Annotated in this window: 27 protein-coding genes; 26 read left to right on the forward strand and 1 reads right to left on the reverse strand. The window is 37.0% G+C overall.

Translation table 11 applies throughout. The annotated features are described in order from the left end of the window. Nucleotides 1–41: 41 nt before the first annotated feature. The 18 genes from trpE to ypjB all read left to right on the forward strand — a co-directional run bounded on the left by trpE (nt 42) and on the right by ypjB (nt 16922). Entirely contained in the window at nt 42–1580 is a 1539-nt protein-coding gene (gene trpE, locus J2S06_RS03050; RefSeq protein WP_419151238.1) for an anthranilate synthase component I, read from the forward strand. Beyond that, entirely contained in the window at nt 1552–2568 is a 1017-nt protein-coding gene (gene trpD / locus J2S06_RS03055; RefSeq protein WP_419151239.1) for an anthranilate phosphoribosyltransferase, read from the forward strand. Before trpE ends, trpD begins: the two co-directional genes overlap by 29 nt. Continuing rightward, on the forward strand, nt 2561–3343 hold the full coding sequence (gene trpC / locus J2S06_RS03060; RefSeq protein ID WP_419151240.1) for an indole-3-glycerol phosphate synthase TrpC: 783 nt from the start codon (nt 2561–2563) through the stop codon (nt 3341–3343). Before trpD ends, trpC begins: the two co-directional genes overlap by 8 nt. After that, on the forward strand, nt 3324–3980 hold the full coding sequence (locus J2S06_RS03065) for a phosphoribosylanthranilate isomerase (RefSeq protein ID WP_419151241.1): 657 nt from the start codon (nt 3324–3326) through the stop codon (nt 3978–3980). The genes trpC and J2S06_RS03065 overlap by 20 nt, the downstream gene beginning before the upstream one ends. Next, nucleotides 3964–5169, forward strand: coding sequence for a tryptophan synthase subunit beta (trpB, locus tag J2S06_RS03070; protein ID WP_419151242.1), 1206 nt, complete (start codon nt 3964–3966; stop codon nt 5167–5169). Before J2S06_RS03065 ends, trpB begins: the two co-directional genes overlap by 17 nt. Further along, nucleotides 5156–6016 carry a tryptophan synthase subunit alpha gene (trpA, locus tag J2S06_RS03075; RefSeq protein ID WP_419151243.1) on the forward strand — a complete coding sequence of 287 codons (861 nt, stop codon included), beginning with the start codon at nt 5156–5158 and terminating at the stop codon, nt 6014–6016. Before trpB ends, trpA begins: the two co-directional genes overlap by 14 nt. Next, on the forward strand, nt 5958–7037 hold the full coding sequence (gene hisC / locus J2S06_RS03080; protein ID WP_419151244.1) for a histidinol-phosphate transaminase: 1080 nt from the start codon (nt 5958–5960) through the stop codon (nt 7035–7037). Before trpA ends, hisC begins: the two co-directional genes overlap by 59 nt. 149 nt (nt 7038–7186) lie before the next feature. Then, nucleotides 7187–8287 carry a prephenate dehydrogenase gene (locus tag J2S06_RS03085; protein ID WP_044749081.1) on the forward strand — a complete coding sequence of 367 codons (1101 nt, stop codon included), beginning with the start codon at nt 7187–7189 and terminating at the stop codon, nt 8285–8287. 15 nt (nt 8288–8302) lie between these two features. Further along, the gene (gene aroA / locus J2S06_RS03090) at nt 8303–9583 is read left to right on the forward strand and encodes a 3-phosphoshikimate 1-carboxyvinyltransferase (RefSeq protein WP_419151245.1); all 1281 of its coding nucleotides are present in this window, start codon (nt 8303–8305) and stop codon (nt 9581–9583) included. A gap of 78 nt (nt 9584–9661) precedes the next feature. Then, nucleotides 9662–10582, forward strand: coding sequence for a hypothetical protein (locus tag J2S06_RS03095; RefSeq protein WP_419151246.1), 921 nt, complete (start codon nt 9662–9664; stop codon nt 10580–10582). A gap of 16 nt (nt 10583–10598) precedes the next feature. Then, nucleotides 10599–11873: a tetratricopeptide repeat protein gene (locus tag J2S06_RS03100; protein ID WP_419151247.1), complete on the forward strand. Its 1275-nt coding sequence runs from the start codon at nt 10599–10601 to the stop codon at nt 11871–11873. A gap of 77 nt (nt 11874–11950) precedes the next feature. Further along, complete coding sequence (locus J2S06_RS03105) at nt 11951–12493, forward strand: ReoY family proteolytic degradation factor (protein WP_419151248.1); 543 nt, start codon at nt 11951–11953, stop codon at nt 12491–12493. Between the two features lie 294 nt (nt 12494–12787). Further along, nucleotides 12788–13234, forward strand: a complete 447-nt coding sequence (locus J2S06_RS03110) for a YpiF family protein (protein ID WP_419151249.1) — start codon at nt 12788–12790, stop codon at nt 13232–13234. Between the two features lie 140 nt (nt 13235–13374). After that, nucleotides 13375–13887 (forward strand): ubiquinol-cytochrome c reductase iron-sulfur subunit, encoded by a 513-nt coding sequence (locus tag J2S06_RS03115; protein WP_419151250.1) that lies wholly within the window; start codon nt 13375–13377, stop codon nt 13885–13887. A gap of 3 nt (nt 13888–13890) precedes the next feature. Further along, on the forward strand, nt 13891–14565 hold the full coding sequence (gene qcrB / locus J2S06_RS03120) for a menaquinol-cytochrome c reductase cytochrome b subunit (RefSeq protein WP_419151251.1): 675 nt from the start codon (nt 13891–13893) through the stop codon (nt 14563–14565). Between the two features lie 51 nt (nt 14566–14616). Next, entirely contained in the window at nt 14617–15384 is a 768-nt protein-coding gene (locus J2S06_RS03125) for a menaquinol-cytochrome c reductase cytochrome b/c subunit (protein ID WP_419151252.1), read from the forward strand. 82 nt (nt 15385–15466) lie between these two features. Then, a complete protein-coding gene (gene lhaT, locus J2S06_RS03130; RefSeq protein ID WP_419151253.1) occupies nt 15467–16060 on the forward strand; it encodes a lipoprotein heptaprenylglyceryl N-acetyltransferase LhaT in 594 nt (197 codons plus the stop codon). Between the two features lie 64 nt (nt 16061–16124). Continuing rightward, entirely contained in the window at nt 16125–16922 is a 798-nt protein-coding gene (gene ypjB, locus J2S06_RS03135; protein ID WP_419151254.1) for a sporulation protein YpjB, read from the forward strand. A gap of 26 nt (nt 16923–16948) precedes the next feature. On the opposite strand, the gene J2S06_RS03140 is transcribed toward ypjB, so the two are convergent. Further along, on the reverse strand, nt 16949–17818 hold the full coding sequence (locus J2S06_RS03140; protein ID WP_419151255.1) for a YitT family protein: 870 nt from the start codon (nt 17816–17818) through the stop codon (nt 16949–16951). A gap of 157 nt (nt 17819–17975) precedes the next feature. Here J2S06_RS03140 and J2S06_RS03145 point away from each other — a divergent pair, with 157 nt between their 5' ends. The 8 genes from J2S06_RS03145 (at nt 17976) to panC (ending at nt 24891) form a co-directional block, all read left to right on the forward strand. Further along, nucleotides 17976–18314: a nucleotide pyrophosphohydrolase gene (locus tag J2S06_RS03145; protein ID WP_419151256.1), complete on the forward strand. Its 339-nt coding sequence runs from the start codon at nt 17976–17978 to the stop codon at nt 18312–18314. 5 nt (nt 18315–18319) lie between these two features. Then, nucleotides 18320–19105, forward strand: a complete 786-nt coding sequence (dapB, locus tag J2S06_RS03150) for a 4-hydroxy-tetrahydrodipicolinate reductase (protein WP_419151257.1) — start codon at nt 18320–18322, stop codon at nt 19103–19105. 12 nt (nt 19106–19117) lie between these two features. Next, nucleotides 19118–19519, forward strand: coding sequence for a methylglyoxal synthase (mgsA, locus tag J2S06_RS03155; protein ID WP_419151258.1), 402 nt, complete (start codon nt 19118–19120; stop codon nt 19517–19519). A 138-nt stretch (nt 19520–19657) separates the two neighbouring features. Next, a complete protein-coding gene (bshA, locus tag J2S06_RS03160) occupies nt 19658–20821 on the forward strand; it encodes an N-acetyl-alpha-D-glucosaminyl L-malate synthase BshA (RefSeq protein ID WP_419151259.1) in 1164 nt (387 codons plus the stop codon). Next, a complete protein-coding gene (locus tag J2S06_RS03165) occupies nt 20796–22007 on the forward strand; it encodes a CCA tRNA nucleotidyltransferase (RefSeq protein ID WP_419151260.1) in 1212 nt (403 codons plus the stop codon). The genes bshA and J2S06_RS03165 overlap by 26 nt, the downstream gene beginning before the upstream one ends. Further along, on the forward strand, nt 21977–22960 hold the full coding sequence (locus J2S06_RS03170; protein ID WP_419151261.1) for a biotin--[acetyl-CoA-carboxylase] ligase: 984 nt from the start codon (nt 21977–21979) through the stop codon (nt 22958–22960). Before J2S06_RS03165 ends, J2S06_RS03170 begins: the two co-directional genes overlap by 31 nt. A gap of 249 nt (nt 22961–23209) precedes the next feature. Further along, nucleotides 23210–24049 carry a 3-methyl-2-oxobutanoate hydroxymethyltransferase gene (gene panB / locus J2S06_RS03175; RefSeq protein WP_419151262.1) on the forward strand — a complete coding sequence of 280 codons (840 nt, stop codon included), beginning with the start codon at nt 23210–23212 and terminating at the stop codon, nt 24047–24049. Next, entirely contained in the window at nt 24046–24891 is an 846-nt protein-coding gene (gene panC / locus J2S06_RS03180; protein WP_419151263.1) for a pantoate--beta-alanine ligase, read from the forward strand. The genes panB and panC overlap by 4 nt, the downstream gene beginning before the upstream one ends. The last annotated feature ends 34 nt before the right edge of the window (nt 24892–24925 follow it).

The following is a 24925-nucleotide window of genomic DNA, read 5'->3' on the forward strand; positions in this document are numbered from 1 at the left end:
TATTGACTCATTCTCCATTTCTAGAATGGAGGAGTGAGCTTATGTATGTACCTTCTTTTGATCAATTCCTGAAAGATTATAAAGATTACAAAACAATACCGATTACCTATCAATTATATGTGGATACATTTACTCCAATCGAAATTTTTCATGCGTTTCAAGATGAAGCTAGCTTTATTTTAGAAAGTCATGATGATCAATCATCATGGTCCAATTTCTCATTCATCGGATTAAACCCAATGTATTTTATTCGCGATCAATACGAGACATTTATTCTTTATAACAAGGAAAATCATGAGGTAATCAAACATCAACGCTTATCACAATTATTTCAAGAACTAAATCGCCGATTAAAAGTGAAAAGACCAAATGTCCATATCCCATTTACAGGTGGAGCTGTTGGGCAAATTGGCTATGATGCAATAAGTTTATTTGAAAAGGTTCCACAACATCGAAAATTGAATGATCAGGACTCCAACTGTGAGCTTGTCATATGCCAAACTCTTATCGCTTATGATCATCATCAAAAACAAATAACATTCATTCATTATGTTCCATTAACAGGTGACGAAACGATAAAAGAATTAAACAATGCGTATCAACAAGCTTTACAGGAAATTTCCCGCTATCAAAAAATGCTTAAAATAGCAGCGCCTTTAGGGAAGCAATTTATCCCAGCCTTTAATAAAGAAGTATCTTTTAAAGGAGTTCAGTCCAACTATACTAAGGAACGTTTTATCGATGATGTGAAAAAAATTAAAGAATATATTCGTAGAGGAGATATATTCCAAGCGGTACTCTCGCAGCGATTTGAAACGGAAGTAACTGTATCTGGGTTTCAGCTATATCGAATATTACGAATTATTAATCCTTCTCCATACATGTTTTATATAAAGTTTTCAAATCAAGAACTGATCGGTAGTTCACCAGAGCGTTTAATTCATATCAAAAATGGCCATTTGGAAATTCATCCGATAGCCGGAACGAGAAGACGTGGGAAAAACGAAGAAGAAGATCGCTTATTAGGAGAAAATCTATTACAAGACGAAAAAGAACTTGCCGAGCATTACATGCTTGTGGATTTAGCCCGTAATGACATCGGTAGGGTTGCTGAATATGGTTCCGTCCAAACACCAGTATTAGTTGAGTTAACGTATTTTTCACATGTTATGCATTTAATATCGAAAGTTACAGGTCAATTGAAAAATGACATTCATCCAATTGATGCACTGATCTCTGCTTTTCCAGCTGGTACGGTTTCAGGAGCTCCGAAGATTAGAGCTATGCAAATCTTAAATGAGCTGGAGCCAACCCCTAGACAAAGCTATGCTGGCTGTATAGCTTATATTGGATTTGATGGAAACATCGATTCGTGTATTACCATCCGCACCATATCTTTAAAAGAAAATAAAGCTTATGTTCAAGCCGGTGCAGGAATCGTAGCAGATTCTGTCCCAGAACTCGAATGGAAGGAAACTAGAAATAAGGCAAGTGCGCTTATACAAACGATTCAATTAGCAGAACAATCATTTTCAAAGGAGGAACTTGAAGATGCAAGAAGTATTAAAAAAATGTATTGAAGGAAATACCTTAACGGTCACAGAAGCTAAAAATATAATGAATCAAATTATGCAAGGTGAAGTTTCCGATAGCCAAATTGCTAGTTTAGTCACGATTTTACGAATGCGTGGGGAAACCGTACATGAATTAATTGGATTTCTAAAAGCAATGAGAGAGAACATGATCGAGTTATCAGACCTTGATGATGTCGTTGATACATGTGGTACAGGTGGAGATGGAGCATCTACCTTTAACATTTCAACAGCATCAGCAATTGTCGCCTCCTCTTTAGGTGTTAAAATTGCAAAACACGGAAACAAAGCCGTTTCATCGAAAAGCGGCAGCGCTGATGTTTTAGATTTTTTAAACATCCCTATTCAATCTTCCCCTGATGAAGCGAGAGAAGCACTGAAGCAAACGAATATGAGCTTTTTATTTGCACCGATTTACCATTCATCCATGAAACATGTGGCGAAAGCTAGAAAGGAAGTAGGGTTTCGAACGATCTTTAATTTATTAGGTCCACTGGCAAATCCCGCAAAGGCCAAGAGGCAAGTCATTGGGGTCTATTCGGCTAGCAGTGCGGAACTAATGGCCCAAGCATTGAAAGCCTTTGATTCAGAGCATGTTTTATTTGTTTCGGGAAAAGATGGGCTTGATGAAATAACGATCACGGATGAAACGGAAATTGTGGAGCTTAAGCATGGTTCTATTCACAAATATGTGATCAGTCCAGAACAATTTCATTTAAAACGTGGACGTTTAGAAGATATACAAGTTGGCAACGTTTCCGAAAGTGCAAAATTAATCGAAAATACATTGCAAAATAAAGGGAATGAAAGCGCCCGAAATATCGTCGCATTAAATACAGCCGCTGCCCTTTATATTGCGGGGAAAGTGAAGAATTTACACGATGGAGTTCAAATGGCATTAAAAGCGATACAAGACGGTACTGCCTACAAGCAATTAACAAAATTACAAGTACGAAAGGAAGAGCAATATGCTTGAAAAAATCCTCAAGGTAAAAGAAAAAGAAGTGGAAGACTTAAAAATCGAAAAAAATATAAATCCGATCATGCCGGAGCGTTCATTTTACAAGGCGTTGAAAAATCCGAACCGATTTATTGGACTGATCGCAGAAATTAAAAAAGCCTCTCCGTCAAAAGGGGTTATAAAAGAATCGTTTGATCCTATTAATATAGCACAAAGCTATGAAAAAGGAGGAGCGGATTGTATTTCAGTTTTAACGGATCAAACATTTTTTCAAGGGTCGAAAGCTTATATAAAAGAAGTGAAGGAAACAGTCGATATACCTGTTTTACGAAAAGATTTTATCATTGATGAAAAGCAAGTGTATGAATCAAAGAAGCTTGGAGCAGATGCCATATTACTGATCGCAGAAGCTTTGGCGCCAAAAAAGTTGAAAAAGCTATATGATGAAGCAATGGCGCTCCAATTAGATGTTTTAGTTGAAGTGCATTCCAAAAAATCATTAGAACAGTTGTTAGATGTATTTGTCCCGAAAATATTAGGGGTAAACAATCGTAATTTAACAACATTCCGTACAAATATTCATCATTTAGAGACGATTAGCCCTTATTTACCGAAAGATTTATTGCTAGTAAGTGAAAGTGGAATATTTACAAAAGACGATCTAAATACCGTTAAATCCTACGGTGCACAAGCCGTTTTAGTAGGGGAGTCATTAATGAAAAATGAAGATCAACAAGAGGCTATTCTCGAATTGTTTGGAGAGAACAAAAGTGAAAAAGACGATCGTTAAAATTTGTGGCAACCAGTCCTATGCAGATGTTCACACATCGGTTGCAGCAGGTGTTGATTATATCGGTTTTATTTTCGCAGAAAGTAAACGTCGTGTAGATTCTCTTGAAGTCAGCACATGGTTAAAACAATTACCGAAAAAAAATGGATATGAAGTAGTGGGCGTTTTTGTCAATCCAACCTTGCATGACTTAGCAGAAATATTAGCAAAGGTAGACTTAGACGTCATTCAATTACATGGTAAAGAACCACCTTCATTTGTGAAAGAAGTTCAACAAAAGTTTTCCCAAAAAATATGGAAGGCCCTTCATTACCATGAGGGGGTATTGGATGAAATGAAGCGCTATGTTTCATTTGTAGACGGTTTTGTGATTGATAGTAAAGTTCAAGGAAAATGGGGAGGAACTGGCGTCAGCTTTCATTGGAAAGATGTCCCGAAATATAATCAATTTGCGGAAAAGAACAACAAGATTTGTCTTATCGCGGGAGGAATAAATTCAACAAATGTTCAATCATTAATTGAAAAAGGGGTAATGGGCGTCGATTTAGCTAGTGGTGTTGAAAGAAATGGTCAAAAAGATCGAAAATTAATGCAAACATTGTTAGAAAGGATGAATAGAGGTGGCACAATATCCTGATCAATATGGGAGATTTGGTGAATTTGGCGGACGATATGTACCTGAAACGTTAATGCAGCCATTATTTGAAATTGAAGAAGCTTTTCATAATGCATTAAAAGACCCTACTTTTATTGCTGAATATCAAAAACTGTTAAAAGAATATTCTGGAAGACCGACATCGTTAACATTTGCGGATCAATTAACAAAAGAAATCGGGGGAGCAAAAATATATTTGAAAAGAGAAGATTTAAACCATACAGGTGCACACAAAATAAACAATGCTCTCGGCCAAGCATTATTAGCGAAAAGAATGGGAAAAACGAAGATCATTGCAGAAACGGGAGCAGGACAGCATGGTGTTGCAGCGGCAACGGTTGCTGCTAAATTCGGTTTAAAATGTAAAGTGTTTATGGGTGAGGAAGATGTGAAAAGACAAAGCTTAAATGTTTTTCGTATGAAGCTTTTAGGCGCTGAGGTTATACCTGTTACAAGCGGGAATCGTACATTAAAGGATGCGACAAATGAAGCCATTCGGTATTGGGTCCAGAATTGTGAAGATCATTTTTATATGATTGGTTCAGTTGTCGGCCCACATCCATACCCATATATGGTCCGTGAATTCCAAAGAATTATTGGTGATGAGGCGAAGGAACAAATGGTACAATTAACTGGTAAACTTCCAGATGTAGTCGTTGCCTGTGTTGGGGGAGGAAGTAATGCGATTGGAATGTTTGCGGCATTTATGAATGATGAAGTGAAGCTTATTGGGGTAGAAGCAGGTGGAAAAGGAGTTGACACTTCTCTCCATGCCGCTACGATTACGAAAGGAACAAAAGGTGTCATTCATGGGTCGTTAACGTACTTGCTGCAAGATGAATATGGACAAATTACCGAACCATACTCCATTTCTGCCGGCCTAGATTATCCGGGTGTTGGACCGGAACATGCCTATTTAGCATCAATAGGACGTGTACAATATGAAAACGTGACAGATGATGAAGCGTTAGAAGCATTGATTACGTTAAATAAAACTGAAGGAATTTTAGCAGCGATTGAATCGGCACACGCTGTTGCACAAGCGATCAAAGCTGCAAAGGAATTGTCGAACGACCAATCGATATTAATTTGTTTATCGGGAAGAGGAGATAAAGATGTCAACACGTTGATGGAAAAATTAAACGGAGGGGTTCATCATGCAGCAAAATAACCGCAAAAAGCAATTTATACCTTTTATCATGGCAGGAGATCCAAGTGAAGAGCTGACAATTGACCTTGCTTTATCTTTGCAAAAATATGGTGCAACAGCGATCGAACTAGGAGTCCCTTATTCAGATCCGTTAGCAGATGGTCCCGTCATTCAGCGGGCATCGATTCGGGCTAGAAAGAATGGGATGAATATTGAAAAAGCGATCTATTTAGGAAAAAAATTAAAAGAAAATGGTGTGGAAATTCCGATTATCCTCTTTACTTATTTTAATCCTGTGTTACAATTAGGAGAAAATCGCTTTTTCGCTTTAATGCAACAAAATAACATCGATGGTCTATTAATTCCAGATTTACCATTTGAAGAAAGCTCCTTAATAAAAGAAAAATGCGGAAAATATCAAATTGACTTTATTTCAATGGTGGCCCCTACATCGAATCAACGCATCGAAATGATTGCCAAAAATGCGGAAGGCTTTTTGTATTGTGTGTCTTCCTTAGGGGTAACAGGTGAACGAAGAGACTTTGATGAAAGAATTGAAGCATTCATCCAGCATGTAAAAGCGTACAGCTCTGTACCGGTTGTCGTTGGCTTCGGTATTTCCAAAAGAGAACATGTTGAAAAATTTTATCAAATCGCAGATGGCGTCGTGATCGGCAGTGCGATAATTCGAAAGATTGAATCTTTATTGCCATTATTCACTAATTCAACATTAAAGCGAGAAGGCCTTCAACGATTTGAGCAATTTTTACAGGATCTAGTTAGTTTAGGGAATGAAAGAGGTGCCGAAGATGAAAGTCAAAGAACAATTGAAAATGTTAAAGCCTTATCAACCGGGCAAACCGATTGAAGAAGTGAAAAAAGAATATAATCTCGATAAGGTTGTCAAATTAGCTTCAAATGAAAATCCATTCGGGTGCTCAGAGCTCGTGAAAAAAGTGTTAGTAGACCATTTTGACAATATGGCGATATATCCAGACGGATACGCTTTTGCGATTAGAGAAAAGCTTGCAAACCATTTAGGAGTTAATATGGACCAGCTTATTTTTGGAAATGGCTCTGATGAAATTGTCCAAATCATTTGCCGCTCTTATTTAGGTAAGGGAACAAATACTGTTATGGCGACGCCAACATTCCCTCAGTATCGGCATAATGCGGTAATTGAAGGAGCTGAAATTCGTGAAATTCCATTAAAGAATGGGGAGCATGATTTAGAAAACATGCTTCAAGCCATTGATGAAAAAACGAGAGTCGTATGGGTTTGTAATCCTAATAACCCAACTGGTGTTTATATCCCTGAATCGCAACTTCTATCGTTTTTAGAAAAAGTCCCTACAGATGTGTTAGTCGTTTTGGATGAAGCCTATTACGAGTATGTGACACAAGAAGATTATCCGAACTCTATTAATTTATTGCAAAAATATGAGAACTTGACGATTTTACGAACGTTTTCTAAAGCGTATGGTCTAGCCTCTTTACGGATTGGCTATGGCATTGCCAATCCAACGCTAATTAAAGAAATGGAGCCTGCGAGAGAACCGTTTAATACGAATACATTAGCACAAAAGGCTGCTTTCGTTGCTCTTGATGATCAAGATTTCATTGAATATTGCCGCAATGAAAATGAAAAAGGCTTAAAGCAATACTACTGTTTTTGTGAAGAATTTAACTTAAAATATTTCCCTTCACAAGGAAATTTTATATTAATAAATTTCGGCCGTGATGCTAATGAATTGTTTGAAGCCTTATTGAAAAAAGGATTTATCGTTCGTTCTGGCAAAGCATTAGGATTCCCAACGTCATTAAGAATTACCGTCGGTTCAACGGAGCAAAACGAAGCAATCATCCAGCATTTAAAAGAGTTATTGTAAGGGATTTTTCACTCTTTTGATCCATTCGTCATGTTGGCTTCTTTTTTTGGTATGGGCTTTAAATATATAGTTCCAGTTAGTGGATATGTTTTGAAAGAGGTGTATTCACCTCTTTTTTCATAGCTTATTTTGAAGAATAGGTGATAAACATGAAAAAAGTTTTTTTCATTGGTCTAGGATTGATAGGAGGATCCATTGCTTTATCTATCAAAAAAGAATATGATGATTACGAAATGATCGGATATGATATTCAAGATGATCAAACGAAAATGGCTAAAGCCTTAAACGTCATTGATGAAGTAGCTTCCTCGATAAAAGAAGGAGCTGAAGGGGCCGATTTTATTATCCTTTCAACACCAGTAGAACAAACGATTTGTATTTTATCTGAACTTGGGAAAATCAAGTTGAAAACTAATGCGATCATTACAGATGTAGGCAGTACAAAAAAGAAGATTGTCGAACATGCTAAAAGAACGTTACCTAATCATGTTACGTTTATCGGGGGACATCCGATGGCTGGATCTCATAAATCAGGTGTAATAGCGGCAAAGGCACATTTATTTGAAAACGCCTTTTATATATTAACACCGAATGAAAATGAATCAGAGGAAAACGTCAATCAACTAAAGGCTTTATTAAAGGGAACGAAAGCACAATTTGTCGTGATGAACCCTGAAGAACATGATTATATCACTGGAATTATTAGTCATTTTCCTCATATTATTGCGGCCAGCCTCGTTCATCAAGCGGAAAAAAATGAAGACCATTTCCCTCTTATTAAAAGAATGGCTGCAGGTGGTTTTCGTGATATCACGAGGATCGCTTCAGGCAACCCAATCATGTGGAGAGATATTTTACTCCATAATAAAAACATTATTTCAAAGCTGTTTGAGCAGTGGATAGAAGAAATGAAAAAGCTGCAAAAAATGGTGCAAGAAGAAAATGGTCATGAGATTTATACATATTTCCATCAGGCGAAAACGTATCGCGACGGATTGCCAGAGCGCCAAAAAGGTGCTATTCCTTCCTTTTATGACTTATATGTTGATGTACCGGATTATCCTGGAGTTATTTCCGAAATTACTGGCTATTTAGCGAAGGAAAACATCAGCATTACAAACATTCAAATTATTGAAGCGCGTGAAGAGATATATGGCGTGCTGCGAATTAGCTTCCAATCGGAACACGATCGTGATCAAGCAAACCAATGTATAAAAAAATATACGAACTATGAAACATTTATACAGTAAAAATGGGGTGAAAAAATGAAGTTTAAAAATGGTTCATCACTTAGGGGAGAAATTACGGTGCCTGGTGATAAATCAATTTCACATCGTGCGGTCATGTTTGGGGCGTTAGCCTATGGTCAAACGAACATTGAAAACTTTTTAACGGGTGAGGATTGTTTAAGTACGATTTCATGCTTTCGCCAAATGGGAGTTGACATTCAACTTCATGGAAAGCAAGTTACAGTAGTTGGAAAAGGGTTTTCTGGTTTACAAGAGCCGAAAACGGTGCTTGATGTCGGAAATTCCGGGACAACGACAAGATTGCTTTTAGGAATTTTAGCAGGATCACCTTTTCATGCCTGTATCATTGGTGATGAATCGATTGCCAAGAGGCCGATGGATCGTGTCACGATTCCTTTGCGAAAAATGGGTGCTCAAATTGACGGAAGAGAGCATGGAACATTTACACCGATCTCGATCAGAGGTGGGAACTTAAACGCTATTCACCATCAATCCAAAGTAGCAAGTGCACAAGTTAAATCGGCTATTTTACTAGCAGGCCTTCAAGCTAATGGAATAACAACCGTAGAGGAGCCTTATAAATCAAGAGATCACACAGAAAGAATGTTAAAGGCTTTTGGGGTTCATATTGAAGAAAACGGTTGTTCTGTATCGATAAAGGGAGGCCAATCATTAACAGCAACTAATATATATGTTCCTGGTGATATTTCTTCAGCTGCCTTTTTTTTAGTGGCTGGAGCCATCGTCCCAAATAGTCAAATAACGTTAAGAAATGTAGGGATCAACCCTACTAGAACTGGAATTATCGAAGTATTAAAAGAGATGGGCGCATCTTTAACAATCGAAGAAAAAGGAAATGCTTTTGAACCGATGGCAGACTTAACCATCGAAACGTCTTCATTAGTGGGGACGGAAATTTCAGGGGAAATCATCCCGAGGTTAATTGATGAAATTCCGATTATCGCCCTGTTAGCAACGCAAGCGGAAGGGACAACTGTGATAAAAGATGCTGCGGAATTAAAAGTAAAAGAAACTAATCGTATAGATACCGTTGTACAAGAGTTAAAAAAATTAGGTGCAAACATCGAAGCAACGGATGACGGCATGATTATTAAAGGTAAAACACCACTAAAGGGAGGAACAACAGTATCGAGCCATGGTGATCATCGAATTGGGATGATGCTAGCCATCGCGAGCTTCATTTGTCATGAAAGCATCTTTCTCGAAAACGCTGAAGCAATCAATGTCTCATATCCTTCGTTTTTTGAACATCTTCATTTATTAGCGACCACCTGATCAAACAGGTGGTTTTATCATAAGTTGCCCTTTTTGATCATAGCTTGTGATAAGACAAGTTATAAAGGGTGGGATGAAATGCCATATATTATCGACCGCGTGAAATTAGTGAAAAATCGACACGTATTTACCTATTCCATTTTAGTAGATGGAAACCAAATTCGCTATAAAGATAAAAACTTTGATCACTTGTCGTTTATGCGGATGGATGGTTCGAAGTATTTAATGACCCCAGGATATATTTTTTTAGATTTTTCGTTGCCAATATCCAACAATTTTCAACATTTTAAACAAGTTATGAAAGAAAAATTTATTTTGAAAGGTTGTACAACCATTGTGTCAATCATTAGTGTTCAATATGAGCGGCAATTGGAAAAATGTTTGCGAGAACAACGAAAGTATTTGCTGAACTCACCAATTGATTATCTGATCGGTATCATGGTTCCTCTTAAAAAATTAACTCCAAATTTCATTAGGCTTTGTAAACGTTTGAAAATCCCCCTTATTATGATTTTAATCCATGAATTACGAGAGCTTGATGAAGTACAATGGGGATGGATTCGCGACGCATTATTTCCTCAACAAATCCCTTTTTTTCCAAAAATAAAACAAACGATTCAACCGAACATGTTTAAAAAGAAGTGGAATCACATTGTCAAAACACATAAATTTTCCTCTATCCTTGACTGTCCAAAAGAACATCAGCCATTATCAAAAGATATACTCATGAAAATAGGACTTTATCCGGAACGTGGAGAGATTCATGTCGGAGGTAAAGTGAATTATAACTTATATCGTTATGAGAAAAAAATCGAGATAGTTGAAGAAAATGCACTTGTCGATTATGATAAACATATTCCAGAAATCATTGTTCATAATGGAACGATATTAAAAGCGGGGGAAAGAATATTTTTTCGTTCAGGTGCTGGCCAAGAGATCGTATGTTCCTTACCTGGACGGTTTCGATTAGATTCAACTCCAATTCAGATTTTACATTAGAAAGGGTCGTTTCGTCTTGAATAAAGCATTAACAAACGCCATCCATCTAGTGGAATCAGGAAGAACAGAAGAGGGATTGAATAAGCTAGAGAAATTGGAAAACGATCTTCACGATGAAGAAAAATTTACATTAGCTGAATATTATTTTAAGTGGGGGATCGTAGATAAATCGTTAGCATTAATGGAAGATTTACATGCTTTGTATCCAGAAGAGTCGGACATCATTCTTTTTTTAGCTGAAATATATATGGAATATGATCAAGAGGAACAAGCTATACACCTTTTAAATCAAATTGACGTTCATGATGAAGCTTATCCACAATGTTTACTTTTATTAGCTGACTTATATCAATTACAAGGTTTGCCAGAAGTCAGTGAACAAAAATTACAGGAAGCAAAAAAGATTTTACCTGATGAGAAGGTAATTGATTTTGCATTAGGAGAGCTATATTTTCATTCAGGAAAATATAAAAAGGCCATTTTAGCTTATCAACAAGTATTAAATGAATATGATGAATTATCAAATGTAAACATTTATAATCGCGTCGCTGAATGTTTAAGCGCTTCTGGTCGATTTGAGGAAGCATTGTCTTATTTTGAAAAAGGAATGCAAAAACAAGAAGATATTCACACCATTTTTAGTTTTGGCTTTACAGCTCTGCAAGCAGAATATTACCAAACTGCGATTAAACAATTTGAAAAAGTAAAATCGTTAGATCCTGAATATACATCTGTTTATTTATATTTAGCGAAAAGCTATGAATACGAAGGGATGTTAAAGGAAAGCCTTGAAACCGTTAATGAAGGATTAAAATACGATAGCTTTAATAAAGAATTATATTTATATGGGGGCAAGGTTGCTTTAAAAAATAAGCGGCCAGAAGAAGCAGAAAAAATGCTAAAAGAAGCTCTGGCTTTAGATCCAGGATACATTGAAGCAGCTATAACGTTGACGGATTTTTATCTTTCTATAGGGAAGTATGAAGAAACGATAAAAATATTGTCAGAGATCATGGCAGATGACGGTGAATTTGATCCTAAATTTCATTGGAATCTTGCTAGAGCATATAATGAAATAGAGCGATATTCAGATGCATTAAATCATTATCAATATGCATATACTTTTTTCAAAGATGATTTCGACTTTTTGCAAGAATATGCCCATTTTTTACTGGAAGAAGGGGACCGAAAGCATGCGAAAGAGCTATTTGAAAAATTGTTGAAGCTAGATCCAACAAATGTTGAAATTTATAACATTTTAGAACAATTGGATGACAATTTTTCAGAATGAACAAGAAGGATTTATGTCCGTCTTTGTGGAATTATTTAAATAAGGATTTAAATGAAAAAGCAGAGGAGGGATTCAGCATGACAACCCCTGTATCTGTTAATGAAAAAAAGGATTTTATCCGCTGGTTTTTAAACCATTATCAATTAAAGAGAAGAGAATGTGTATGGATCCTAAATTACTTAATGAGCCATGATTCATTAATGGAAAAGGTTCATTTTGTGGAACATGCTAAATATTGTCCAAGAGGAATCATTATGTCCACTCACTGCGTTGATGAGGCGCCGTTTAAATTTTATAAAAAAAATGTCATGACGACAGATGCTGAAAAGTCCTTCCACGATATTCGATTAAACAAAGATGAAGATTTATATATTCAATTAAATTTCCGACTTGCCTATAACTCGCCGGAATATGCAGCGGTTTTGGAAGAAAACCCATTCGTTCCGAGAAACTTTAGTGTGAACGAAAAAGACCGTTTAATAGCTGAAAAAATATTGGAAGAATCGATCCGATCATTCCAAATGGAGAAGCTGTTGCAACAAATAGATGATGCTCTTGACCGCCATGATAAAGAAGCATTTAAAAGGCTTACAGACCAGCTGAAATTATTAAACACATAACGTGAAAAGCGGTGCGATGAAGCATCGTTTTTTTTGGCTCTTTTCTAAAAGAATGTTGCTTTACAACCATAGCTTTTCGACTGTTCAGGCAAGCAACAAAGTTTACGAAAACATCCTTTTTTTGGATCTTTTCGTCATATTTCTGCTTTCAAGATATAAGGCACACGAAGCAGCTTTTAAGTTAAAAGCTGCAGCGCGGTGAATAACAGTTGTTAAAAACATTTTCACTTACCATGGATCATAGAAAAAGTTTATAATGGATACAGGCTGATTTTAAACTAGGAGTGAGTTTCTTTGAAATGGAAAGTAAAAGATATTGATCAATATTTACGAGCCAAAGAATATGTGGATACAGCTATTGTCCCCCTTGTGCCGCTTTCCTTTGATTCCGATTTGAAACAACTTGCTTCAAAGGGAGAGTTTATACTGACATTAGCAAATGAGATGGAACGACAATTAAAAGGGAGAATTCTATTGCTGCCTCCATACACTTATTTAAAAAATCATGAGGGAGACTCGGATAAAGTACTTAAGAAGTGGAAAGATACAATTAAAATGCATTTTAAACATGTCATTTTTCTTACAACTGATGAAAAATGGCGAGGTAATGGAGATGAGGGGTGGATTTGGGTTCCTCCAGTACCGCTTGAGCATATGGATCAAGATTTAAAACGAAAGATTGTTCAGGACCAACTCGAACAAATTTTGAACATTTTATTACAATCTTGGAATAATTCATAAAAACCTTTTCATTCTATTGTTGATAGCACGACGACGATATTGACCTATGTCACAGATTGATATATCATGAGTATGTCCTAGTTTTATATGTAATACGTATGTCCGTAGGGACTAGCCTAAGATAGAGGGGGGAAAAAGAGATGAGCGAGAAAAAACACCGGGTGTCAAGACGTCAATTCTTAAACTATACCCTAACTGGTGTAGGAGGTTTTATGGCTGCGGGGATGCTTATGCCATTAGTTCGCTTTGCTGTAGATCCAGTTTTACAAACAACAGCAGGTGGAGAATTCGTTAATACGAAAGTAAAAGTGGATGAATTGACAAGTGAACCGTTGCGTGTTGACTTTACAGTTAAACAAAAAGATGCTTGGTATGAATCCGAGGAGCCAAAATCTGCATGGGTTTATAAAAAGGACAACGGCGATATTTTAGCCTTATCTCCAATTTGTAAACATTTAGGTTGTACAGTGAACTGGAATGCAGACCCTGCAAACCCGAACAGATTTTTTTGCCCTTGCCATAACGGGTTATATGAGAAAGACGGTACAAACGTACCTGGTACACCACCTCCAGCTCCATTAGATGTATATGAATTACAAGTTAAGGACGGTTTCTTATATTTAGGTAAAGCAAAACCAAGAGGGGAGGCGTAATAAGTGCTGAACAAGCTTTATGATTGGGTGGACGAGCGTTTAGATATTACGCCTTTATGGCGCGATATTGCAGATCATGAAGTACCGGAGCACGTAAACCCAGCTCATCACTTTTCTGCATTTGTTTACTGTTTTGGGGGCTTAACGTTTTTTGTTACAGTAATTCAAGTGCTGTCCGGTATGTTCTTAACCATGTATTACGTGCCAGATATTAAAAATGCATGGGAATCTGTTTACTATCTTCAAAATGAAGTAGCATTTGGACAAATCGTTCGTGGTATGCACCACTGGGGAGCAAGTCTTGTGATTGTAATGATGTTCCTACATACATTACGTGTCTTTTTCCAAGGTGCATATAAAAAACCTCGTGAATTAAACTGGATTGTCGGTGTACTCATTTTCTTCGTCATGCTCGGTTTAGGATTCACAGGTTATTTATTACCTTGGGATATGAAAGCGTTATTTGCGACAAAGGTAGGTTTGCAGATTGCTGAAGCGACCCCATTAATTGGTACACAAATTAAAGTTTTACTTGCGGGACATCCAGAAATTGTTGGGGCACAAACGTTAGCTCGCTTCTTTGCTATTCATGTTTTCTTCTTACCAGCAGCATTGTTTGGATTAATGGCTGCTCACTTTTTAATGATTCGTAAACAAGGTATTTCTGGTCCGCTGTAAAATGAACTTGGGAAAAAGGAGTCGCAACCACCGAACAAAGGAGGGGAAACAATGCATCGTGGAAAAGGGATGAAATTTGTCGGAGACTCTCGTGTTTCTGCTGAGAGGAAGCCGAATATCCCAAAGGATTATTCTGAATATCCGGGAAAAACTGAAGCATTTTGGCCAAACTTTCTATTAAAGGAATGGCTGGTCGGAGCGGTGTTTTTAATTGGTTTTTTAAGTTTAACCGTTGCTCATCCTTCACCGTTAGAACGTGTTGCTGATCCGACTGATACAGGATACATTCCATTACCAGATTGGTATTTCTTATTCTTATACCAGCTATTAAAATATTCTTATGCCTCTGGTCCTTATACGGTGATCGGTGCGATTATTATGCCTGGTCTAGCATTTGGGGCATTGCTTCTAGCACCTTTCTTAGATCGTGGTCCAGAACGTCGTCCACATAAGCGTCCAGTTGCAGTAGGAATGATGCTACTTGCTCTTTTTGCAAGCATTTACTTAACATGGGAGTCCGTTGTACAGCATGATTGGGAAAAAGCAGCTGAACAAGGGAAAATTCAAGCTGAAGCTGAAATTGATACAGAATCAGATGGCTATAAAATTTACCAAGCACAAGGATGTATCTCATGTCACGGAGATAATCTCCAAGGAGGAGCTGCTGCACCATCATTAGTGGATACAGGGCTTACACCAGAAGAGATTGCAAAAATTGCAAAAGATGGACAAGGTAGTATGCCTGCCGGTATTTTCAAAGGCACGGATGAAGAATTAAAAGTGTTATCTGAATTTATAGCAAATGTAACTTCTAAATAAAAGCTGACGTTTTGTCAGCTTTTTTTCTAATGAAAAACAAGAATCGATTTTTTGTACATACAATTTTCGGAGCGTGAAACGTATGAATTGGCTTTATTTCATCTTAAGACATCCTTTTTTTTTATTAATGATGCTAATGATTAACATTTCTGGAACGATATATGGATACATATGGTATGGCTATCAATTAAAAGAAACACCAATCTATTTTTTACCTTTTGTCCCTGATAGCCCAACAGCTAGCCTTTTCTTTGTCATCGTGTTAATTGGTTTTCTATTCAAAAAACATTTTAAACTATTTGAAGCACTTGCGCTCATTACGTTATTTAAATATGGGATTTGGGCAGTTGTTATGAATATTCTCGTCTACGTTGTGACTGGCGAAATGACGATTTCAAGCTATATGCTCATCTTTTCTCATTTAGGGATGGCGATTCAAGGAATCTTATACGCTCCTTTTTATCGTTTTACAAATCGTCATTTAATCATTGCGGCGATTTGGACACTACATAATGAAATCATTGATTATGTTTTTCATATGATGCCTCGATATAGTGTATTAAACGACTATATGGAACCGATTGGATATTTTACATTTTGGCTAAGTATCGTTTCAATTTTAATTGCCTACTATGTAGTTCATTCTTCGAAGCGGAAAAAGTTATCGTTGTCATAAAAAAGGTAGTATACTCTTGTCCACTCCTTCATAACTATTATTAGAAGCAATGGGAGGGACAAGAATGAAAAAAATAATCATGGTATGGTTCTTCTTCTCTATTTTTTTTGTATCGATAGTAGCCATGGCAGAAGACACAACATCTGAAGAATTTAAAAAATTAGATGAAATTTCAAACTATGCATGGCAGCTTTCAAAACAAAATCGTTTTGAAGAAGCGATACAATTGTTGCAATATTTTGATCAAGAGTTTAAAAATATACCTATTAATACGAAAGTATATTCAGTGGACGAGCTTCATGTTTTAACTTCGTCTCATCATAAAGCCTTAGATGCTTTAGAAAAGGAAACGATCGATCCAGATGAAAAAATAAAAGCTGTCACCCAGTTTCGGTTAGTCGTTGATGCCATGATTTCTGAACATCAGCCCCTTTGGGGAACGATGGAAGAACCGATTATGACGACGTTTTCCCATTTGAAAAGCGACATGGAAGAAGGGGATCTTCAAGGTTTTCAACAAGAATGGAATGAGTTTTTATCACTTTATGAAATCATATATCCTAGTCTTACAGTTGATGTGGATGATCAAAACATTAAGCGTGTTGAAACCCATATTTCAGCTATTGAAGGAAATATGTTCTTAGAGCTTTCTGAGCACACAAAGTTTCAACAATTACTTGCTATGGAAGAGGCGCTCCAGGACATTTTTCATCATGCGGATAAAAATGAATCAGATCCTTCTTTATTGTGGGTCATCATTACAACAGGAAGCATTATTTTACTAGCTCTAACCTACGCAGGCTGGAAAAAATACAAAGCAGACCTTGCTTTAAAGCTGCAAAGAAAAGAAATTGATAAATAAAGCAGCCTTGTTCATTCAAGGCTGCTTTAGTGCTCTATCGGATTTTTATTTTCATCAAGGGTAAACCCTTCGCCTAAAACATCATGAACATCACTTACCGCAACAAAAGCGTGAGGATCAACAGAAGTAATCACTTGTTTTAATTTCACTACTTCATTTTTTCCAACAACGCAGTATAAAATATCAAGATTCCGTTTCGTATAAGAGCCTTGACCTTTAAAAATGGTGACACCTCGATCCATTTCCTTCAAAATTCGCTCTGCAATTTCTTGATTTTTTTCGGAGATAATCGTAGCACCTTTTGCAGCATAAGCACCTTCCTGCATAAAGTCGATGACACGAGCACCAACAAATACAGCGACAAGTGTATACATGGCTTCTCGAAATGATAAATAAAAAATTAACGATAAAGAAATGACAATGAAGTCAAACAAAAACATTGTCTTTCCCATGCTCCAACCAATATATTTATGAGCAAGTCTGGCAATAATGTCAACGCCCCCTGTTGTCCCACCATATTTAAAAATAGTGCCAAGTCCGATCCCGATAAAAACGCCTGCAAAAAGAGCTGCTAGTGTCATATCCCCATTAAGTGGAATCGGAATTTGATTTTGTTGAAAAATCCATAAAAAAAGCGATAATCCGATTGTTCCAATAATGGTATAAATGAAGGTTGTTCTTCCTAATAGCTTCCAGCCGATCAAAAAAATCGGCACGTTCAATAATAAATTCGTAATAGACGGATCGAAATGAAAGAGAAAGTATAAAAGCAACGTAATTCCAGTAAATCCACCTTCAGCTAAATTGTTTTGCATATTAAAATGAACGAGGCCAAAGGCAAATATAGCTGAACCGATCAAAATAAAACATACATTTTTTAGTCTTACTGGAAACATATTGTCACCTCCGTCATCAATCACGACGAGATAATTATAGATGAATTCAAGTATGAAGACAATTAAAGAAATGAAATTTGTTTAAGGGCTGTTTTTAATTTGTCAAATTCACATGAATTAGCTAACATGGAAGAGTAAGGGCAAGGAGTGAAAAGAAATGGAGAAAACTATGAAGCAGATGCAGCGTGAAGTCGATGAGTATATTGGACAATTTAAAGAAGGTTATTTTAGTCCGCTTGCGATGCTCGCACGCCTAACAGAAGAGTTGGGGGAGCTGGCAAGGGAAGTCAATCATTATTTTGGAGAAAAGCCGAAAAAGGAAACCGAAAAAGAAAAAGCAATCGAAGAAGAAGTTGGAGACTTATTATTTGTATTAATTTGTTTTGCCAACTCACTTGGAATTGACCTTGAAGACGCACATGATTTAGTAATGGAAAAGTTTCGAAAAAGAGATCAAAATCGTTGGACAAGAATAGAGGAAAAAGAAGAGGAGTGAAAGAGATGGAAAAGATTAAAATAGTCATTGCTGGACCGCGTGGTCGAATGGGGACTGAAGCAGTTCAATTAGTCGAATCAACGGAACATTTTGAACTAGTTGGCGTCATTGACCGCATTCATGATGGGGAATTATTTGCAGGAAAGGACAATGTCAAAATTTTTACAGACCCAGAAAAATGCTTTATAGAGACAAATCCTGACGTACTGATCGATTTAACAACTCCAGAGTCTGGTAAAATACATACAAAGCTAGCGATTGAACATGGTGTTCGTCCTGTCGTTGGAACAACGGGCTTTTCAGAAGAAGATTTGGATGAACTATCACAATTAGCGGAAGAAAAGGGAATTGGGGCGATTATTGCGCCAAACTTTGCTTTAGGTGCCGTTTTAATGATGAAATTCGCGAAAATGGCAGCGAAATATTTTCAAGATGTTGAGATTATTGAAATGCATCACGATCAAAAGCTAGATGCACCTTCTGGTACAGGAGTTAAAACAGCGGAAATGATTTCTGAAATTCGCAAACCGAAAAAACAAGGCCATCCAAATGAAACGGAAACGCTTTCAGGGGCTAGAGGTGCTGATTTTCAAGGTATTCGCATTCATAGTGTTCGTTTACCAGGACTCATCGCCCATCAAGAAGTAATATTTGGCGGCGACGGACAGACATTAAAAATCCGACATGATTCTTATAACCGCACTTCGTTTATGTCTGGTGTTAAACTTTCGGTAGAGACCGTCATGAAGCTTGATATCCTTGTTTATGGTTTGGAAAACATTATCGAATAAAGGGGAAAGACGATGAAAATTGCACTTATTGCTCATGATAAAAAGAAAAATGATATGGTTCAATTTACAATTGCCTACAAACATGTACTGGAAAAACATGATCTTTACGCAACAGGTACGACGGGATTAAAAATAATGGAGGCAACTGGATTAAACATTCACCGCTTTCAATCAGGACCACTTGGTGGAGATCAACAAATTGGTGCATTAATTGCACAAAATGATATGGACATCGTGTTGTTTTTCCGTGATCCATTAACGGCTCAACCACATGAGCCTGATGTTTCAGCATTAGTTCGCCTTTGTGATGTGTATAGCATTCCGCTTGCGACGAACATGGGGACGGCAGAGATTATCATTCGAGGATTAGAGCGTGGAGATTTGAAGTGGAGAGATATTGTTCAAAAGATATAATCTTTTTGTTTGAAATACATTGTCCATATTCTTTCGTTCAGAATAAAACTATTTGAAAAAACGTGGCACATCATTTGTAGGAAAGTCCATGATGAAATATCCGATCATTTTAGATCGTGACGAAATTGGTGATGCGAAATGAGAAAGTTAAAGATAGGTATTACTTGTTATCCATCAGTCGGAGGATCAGGGATCGTTGCGACTGAATTAGGCAAATTATTAGCGGAAAGAGGGCACGAAATCCATTTTATTTCATCTAGTATGCCATTTCGTTTAAATAAAGTGTATTGTAATATTTTTTATCATGAAGTAGAAGTGAATCAATATTCCGTTTTTAAATATCCTCCTTATGACATTGCACTTGCTAGCAAAATGGCGGAAGTCATTGAGCGTGAAAACCTTGATATTTTACATGTACATTATGCGATTCCTCATGCTGTTTGTGCTTCATTAGCAAAGCAAATGGTTGATGGAAATATAAAAATTGTCACAACCTTACACGGCACAGATATAACCGTATTAGGCTATGATCCGTCCCTTTCCAATGCGATAAAATTTGGCATTGAAACATCTGATCGTGTAACGGCAGTTTCGAAAGCATTAGTAAAACAAACGTATGACTTACTAGAGCCGAACAAGGAAATTTTAACTGTTTATAATTTTATTGATGAACGAGTCTATCAAAGAAAAAATGTGGAGCATTTAAAAAAAGATTACGGAATATTAGAGCATGAAAAAGTCATCATTCACGTTTCAAACTTTCGCAAAGTAAAACGTGTCCCTGATGTTATAAAAGCTTTTGCGTACATACAAAAGCACGTAGCGTCCAAACTGTTGCTTGTCGGTGATGGACCAGAAATGACAGTCGTTTCAAAGCTAGTAAAAGAGCTCGATATTGAAAATAAAGTGTTATTTCTCGGGAAACAAGAAAATGTAGTAGAGCTGTATTCGATTAGTGATTTAAAGCTGTTAACATCCGAAAAAGAGAGTTTTGGACTTGTTTTGCTTGAGGCGATGGCATGTAGAGTTCCGTGTATTGGAACAAATATTGGAGGTATTCCAGAAGTCATTGAACATGAGCAAACTGGATATATTTGTGAGTTAGGCGACGTTCAAGATATGGCAGAAAAAGCGATATTATTATTAAATAATGACTCTTTACATAAAAGAATGTCTGAAAAGGCTGAAGAAGCTGTTCGTCAAAAGTTTAACTCTGGAAAAATAGTAACAGAATATGAAAAAATATATGAACAATTAATGAGCGAAGGTGTGAAGTATGGATCAGCCTTTTTTAGAAGCTAAACCGATTATTGAAACATTAAATAATAATGGCTTTGAAGCTTATTTTGTTGGCGGTTCTGTTCGCGATTATTTGATGGGGAGAGAAATTGGTGATATTGATATTGCAACATCGGCAACACCAGACGAAATAAAAAAGATATTTGAAAAAACAATAGATGTTGGCGCTAAGCACGGTACGATTATTGTTAGATATCATCATCAGTCATATGAAGTGACTACATTTCGTCAAGACTGTGACTATAAAGATTTTCGAAGACCAACAAAAGTTCAATTTGTGACATCTTTAAAAGAAGATTTAAAACGAAGAGACTTTACGATGAATGCGATCGCGATGGATCAATTTGGAAATATTTTTGATTTTTTTCATGGCAGAGCAGATATTAAACGGAAAATAATTCGTACAGTAGGAGAAGCTGAAAAGCGCTTTTCTGAAGATGCGCTCCGTATGCTTCGTGCTGTGCGCTTTGTCAGCCAATTATCTTTCCAGCTACATCCAGAAACGAAAAAAGCGATTCAATATCTTCATACATTATTAGAAAACATTTCGGTTGAACGAAAGACGGTTGAATTTGAAAAACTGTTAAAAGGTCCCTCTGTCAAAAGAGGGATTGAACTTCTCATGGAAACAAATATTTATCAGCATTTGCCTGGATTTTGTGACCAAGAGGAAAATTTACAAAAGCTTTTAAATTATTCATACAGCCATTTGCAAACTTCAGAAGAATATTGGACGATGATCACATTTGTATTACGAATTGAGAGCGTGGAATCGTTTTTGCGAGCCTGGAAACTTCCTGGAAAAATCGTGAAACATGTTCGAATGGCTATAAATAGGCTGCCGAAATTGTTGGGAAACGGTTGGACAAGCTTAGATTTATATCAAATTGGTCTCAATGATGCTGTTAAAATGGAACGTGTTCGTCAAGCTCTGCAAAGAGAGTTTCATGTACAGTCCATCCATCATCTTGAACAAATGTATCGAGAGCTTCCAATGAAACAGCGAAATGAGCTTTGTATAAATGGAAATGATCTTGTTGAATGGTTTCAAAAAAAACCAGGTCCATGGATTTCAAGCTCGCTTGCAAAAATAGAAGAGAGGATTATTAAAGGTGAATTGCCGAATGAAAAGGAAGCAATAAAGGAGTGGCTTTTATCTTGCAATCGGAAATTCGACGAAAATTGTTAGAAGCTTTTCGTGATGCCAAGGGAGGATATGTTTCCGGCCAGAAAATTAGTGAGTTATTAGGCTGTTCTAGAACGGCTGTTTGGAAACATATTGAGGAATTAAGAAAAGAAGGGTATGAGTTAGAGGCGATTAGAAAAAAAGGCTATCGGATCGTGAAAATGCCTGATAAAATCTCTGATAACGAAATTCGTCTCGGACTTGAAACAAACAGGTTAGGTCATGACATTTACTACTATGATCAAGTAGATTCAACGCAAACCATTGCCCAAGAATTAGCCAATAAAGGTGTGAAAGAAGGAACCATCGTTGTGGCAGATGAGCAAACGGGCGGTAGAGGGCGAATGGCGCGTACATGGTATTCCCCAAAGGAAACGGGAATATGGATGAGCCTAATTTTACGACCGAATATTCCTATTCAACATACCCCACAGCTTACGCTGCTTACGGCTGTTGCGATCGTTCAAGCCATTGAAGAGATATCAGGGTTATCTCCTGTCATAAAATGGCCGAATGATATTTTAATAAATGGCAAAAAAGTAGTTGGGATTTTGACAGAACTGCAGGCGGAAGCTGATCGAGTTCATGCTGTTATTATTGGCATGGGGATTAATGTAAATCAGAATCAAGATCATTTTCCTGACCATATTAAGGAAATTGCCACCTCTTTATATATTGAGAAGGGGAAATATTTCACTAGAGCCGAAATCATTCAAAAGATTTTACTATCATTTGAGAGATTATATGATCAATTTTTAAAAGATGGGTTTAAGCCGATTAAATTACTATGGGAAAGCTATGCGATTAGTTTAAAACAAATGATTACGGCTCGAACTCTTTCAGGTACGATTAGAGGTAAGGCTATTGGGATTAATGACGAAGGAGTATTACTTGTTCAAACGGAAGAAGGAGAAGTTAAACATATTTATTCTGCTGATATTGAAATAAGTAAATAGTAGATCATTACTGTTTTTTCGGCTATTTTTTGTTATACTGACATTGGGGTGGTATCCATTGGGAACTACACCTTCTGAATTGCTATTTACTTATATATGGATTCTGCCTTGATCCATGAGGACTGGGACAGAGGGATGAAAAACCGATAGGAGATGTTTATCCAAATCCTTCTTCTCAGCGAAGAAGGATTTTTTATTGAGGATATCGGTTTCGATCATTCCCTCTAAACAAACAAGAGGGGGATAAGGATGTTAACAAGAACCGATTTCATGAGAATGAAAAAAGAAAAAGAACCGATTGTCATGATGACTGCGTATGATTATCCTTCAGCAAAACTTGTAGAAAAAGCCAATGTCGATTTAATTTTAGTCGGTGATTCACTCGGCATGGTCGTTTTAGGTTATGATTCGACTATACCTGTAACAGTAGAAGACATGATTCACCATACAAAAGCCGTGAAGAGAGGCGCAAAACATACGTTTATCGTGACAGATATGCCATTTATGTCTTATCATATTTCAGTTGAAGATGCATTAAAAAATGCAGGAAAAATCATGCAAGAAAGCGGAGCCGATGCTGTGAAAGTGGAAGGTGCCGGCAATATTATTAACGTCATTCGCTCTTTAACAGAAGCGGGGATACCAGTTGTTGCTCATCTTGGGTTAACACCACAGGCCGTAGGGGTTCTTGGCGGATATAAAGTTCAAGGAAAAGATTCGGAAAGCGCCAAAAAGCTTGTGAAGGATGCGAAACTCGTAGAAGAGGCTGGCGCCATTGCTGTCGTGTTAGAATGTGTTCCACATCAATTGGCCAAGATCATTACGGAATCGCTTAACATTCCAACAATTGGAATCGGTGCTGGAAATGATACAGATGGACAAGTGCTCGTGTTCCATGATGTGATTGGCTACGGTGTTGAACGGACTCCAAAGTTTGTTAAGCAGTATGCGAACGTCAATGTGAATATAGGTGAAGCGTTAAAAGGTTATGTAAATGATGTGAGAAGCCGGAAGTTTCCAGCAAAAGAACATACCTTTTCCATAAAAGATGAGGTTCTTTCTTCACTGTACGGAGGAATGATGAAATGAAAGTTGTCCAGACAATCCATGAATTAAGAAAAGAAGTAGAAAGGATGAAAAAAGAGGGCCTAACGATTGGTTTTGTCCCTACAATGGGCTTTTTACATGAAGGGCATTTAACACTCATTGAAAGAGCAAAACTAGAAAACGACCAAGTCGTTTTAAGTATTTTTGTTAATCCATTACAATTTGGACCAAATGAAGATTTTGAAACCTATCCTAGAGATTTAAAACGTGATGAAAAGTTGGCTGCGGAAAAAGGAGTCAATCTAATATTTGCACCATCTGTCAAGGAAATGTACCCACATGAGCTGTCCGTTTCCGTTCATGTCAAAAAACGTGTCAACGTATTATGCGGACGTAAACGGGAAGGGCATTTCGATGGTGTAGCAACCGTTTTAACGAAATTATTTCATTTGATTGAACCTAATCGTGCCTATTTCGGTATGAAAGATGCTCAGCAAGTAGCAGTTGTCGATGGATTAATTAAAGATTTTCATTTTCCGATTGAATTAGTACCAGTAGAAACGGTTCGAGAAGAAGATGGGTTAGCAAAAAGTTCCCGAAATGTTAGATTATTGCCAGAAGAGCGGAAGGAAGCACGACATTTATACCAATCATTAATTTTGGCAAAAGAACTGATCGAATGCGGAGAGCGGAATCCAGAGACCATTATTAAAAAAATGGAAGCGTATTTAAAGGAGCATGTTCGTGGTAAAATTGACTATATTGAAATATATTCTTACCCTGAATTACTACCAATTCATACATTAAAAGGGACATTTATCATTGCTTTAGCTGTCCGCTTTCAAAATGCTCGTCTTATTGATAATATTACGATGGTTATATAACATAAGAAGTGGTGACTCGGTTTAGACTGGGAGG

It is taken from the genome of Bacillus alveayuensis (assembly GCA_030812955.1).
In the GTDB taxonomy this organism is placed as follows: Bacteria; Bacillota; Bacilli; order Bacillales; family Aeribacillaceae; genus Bacillus_CB; species Bacillus_CB alveayuensis.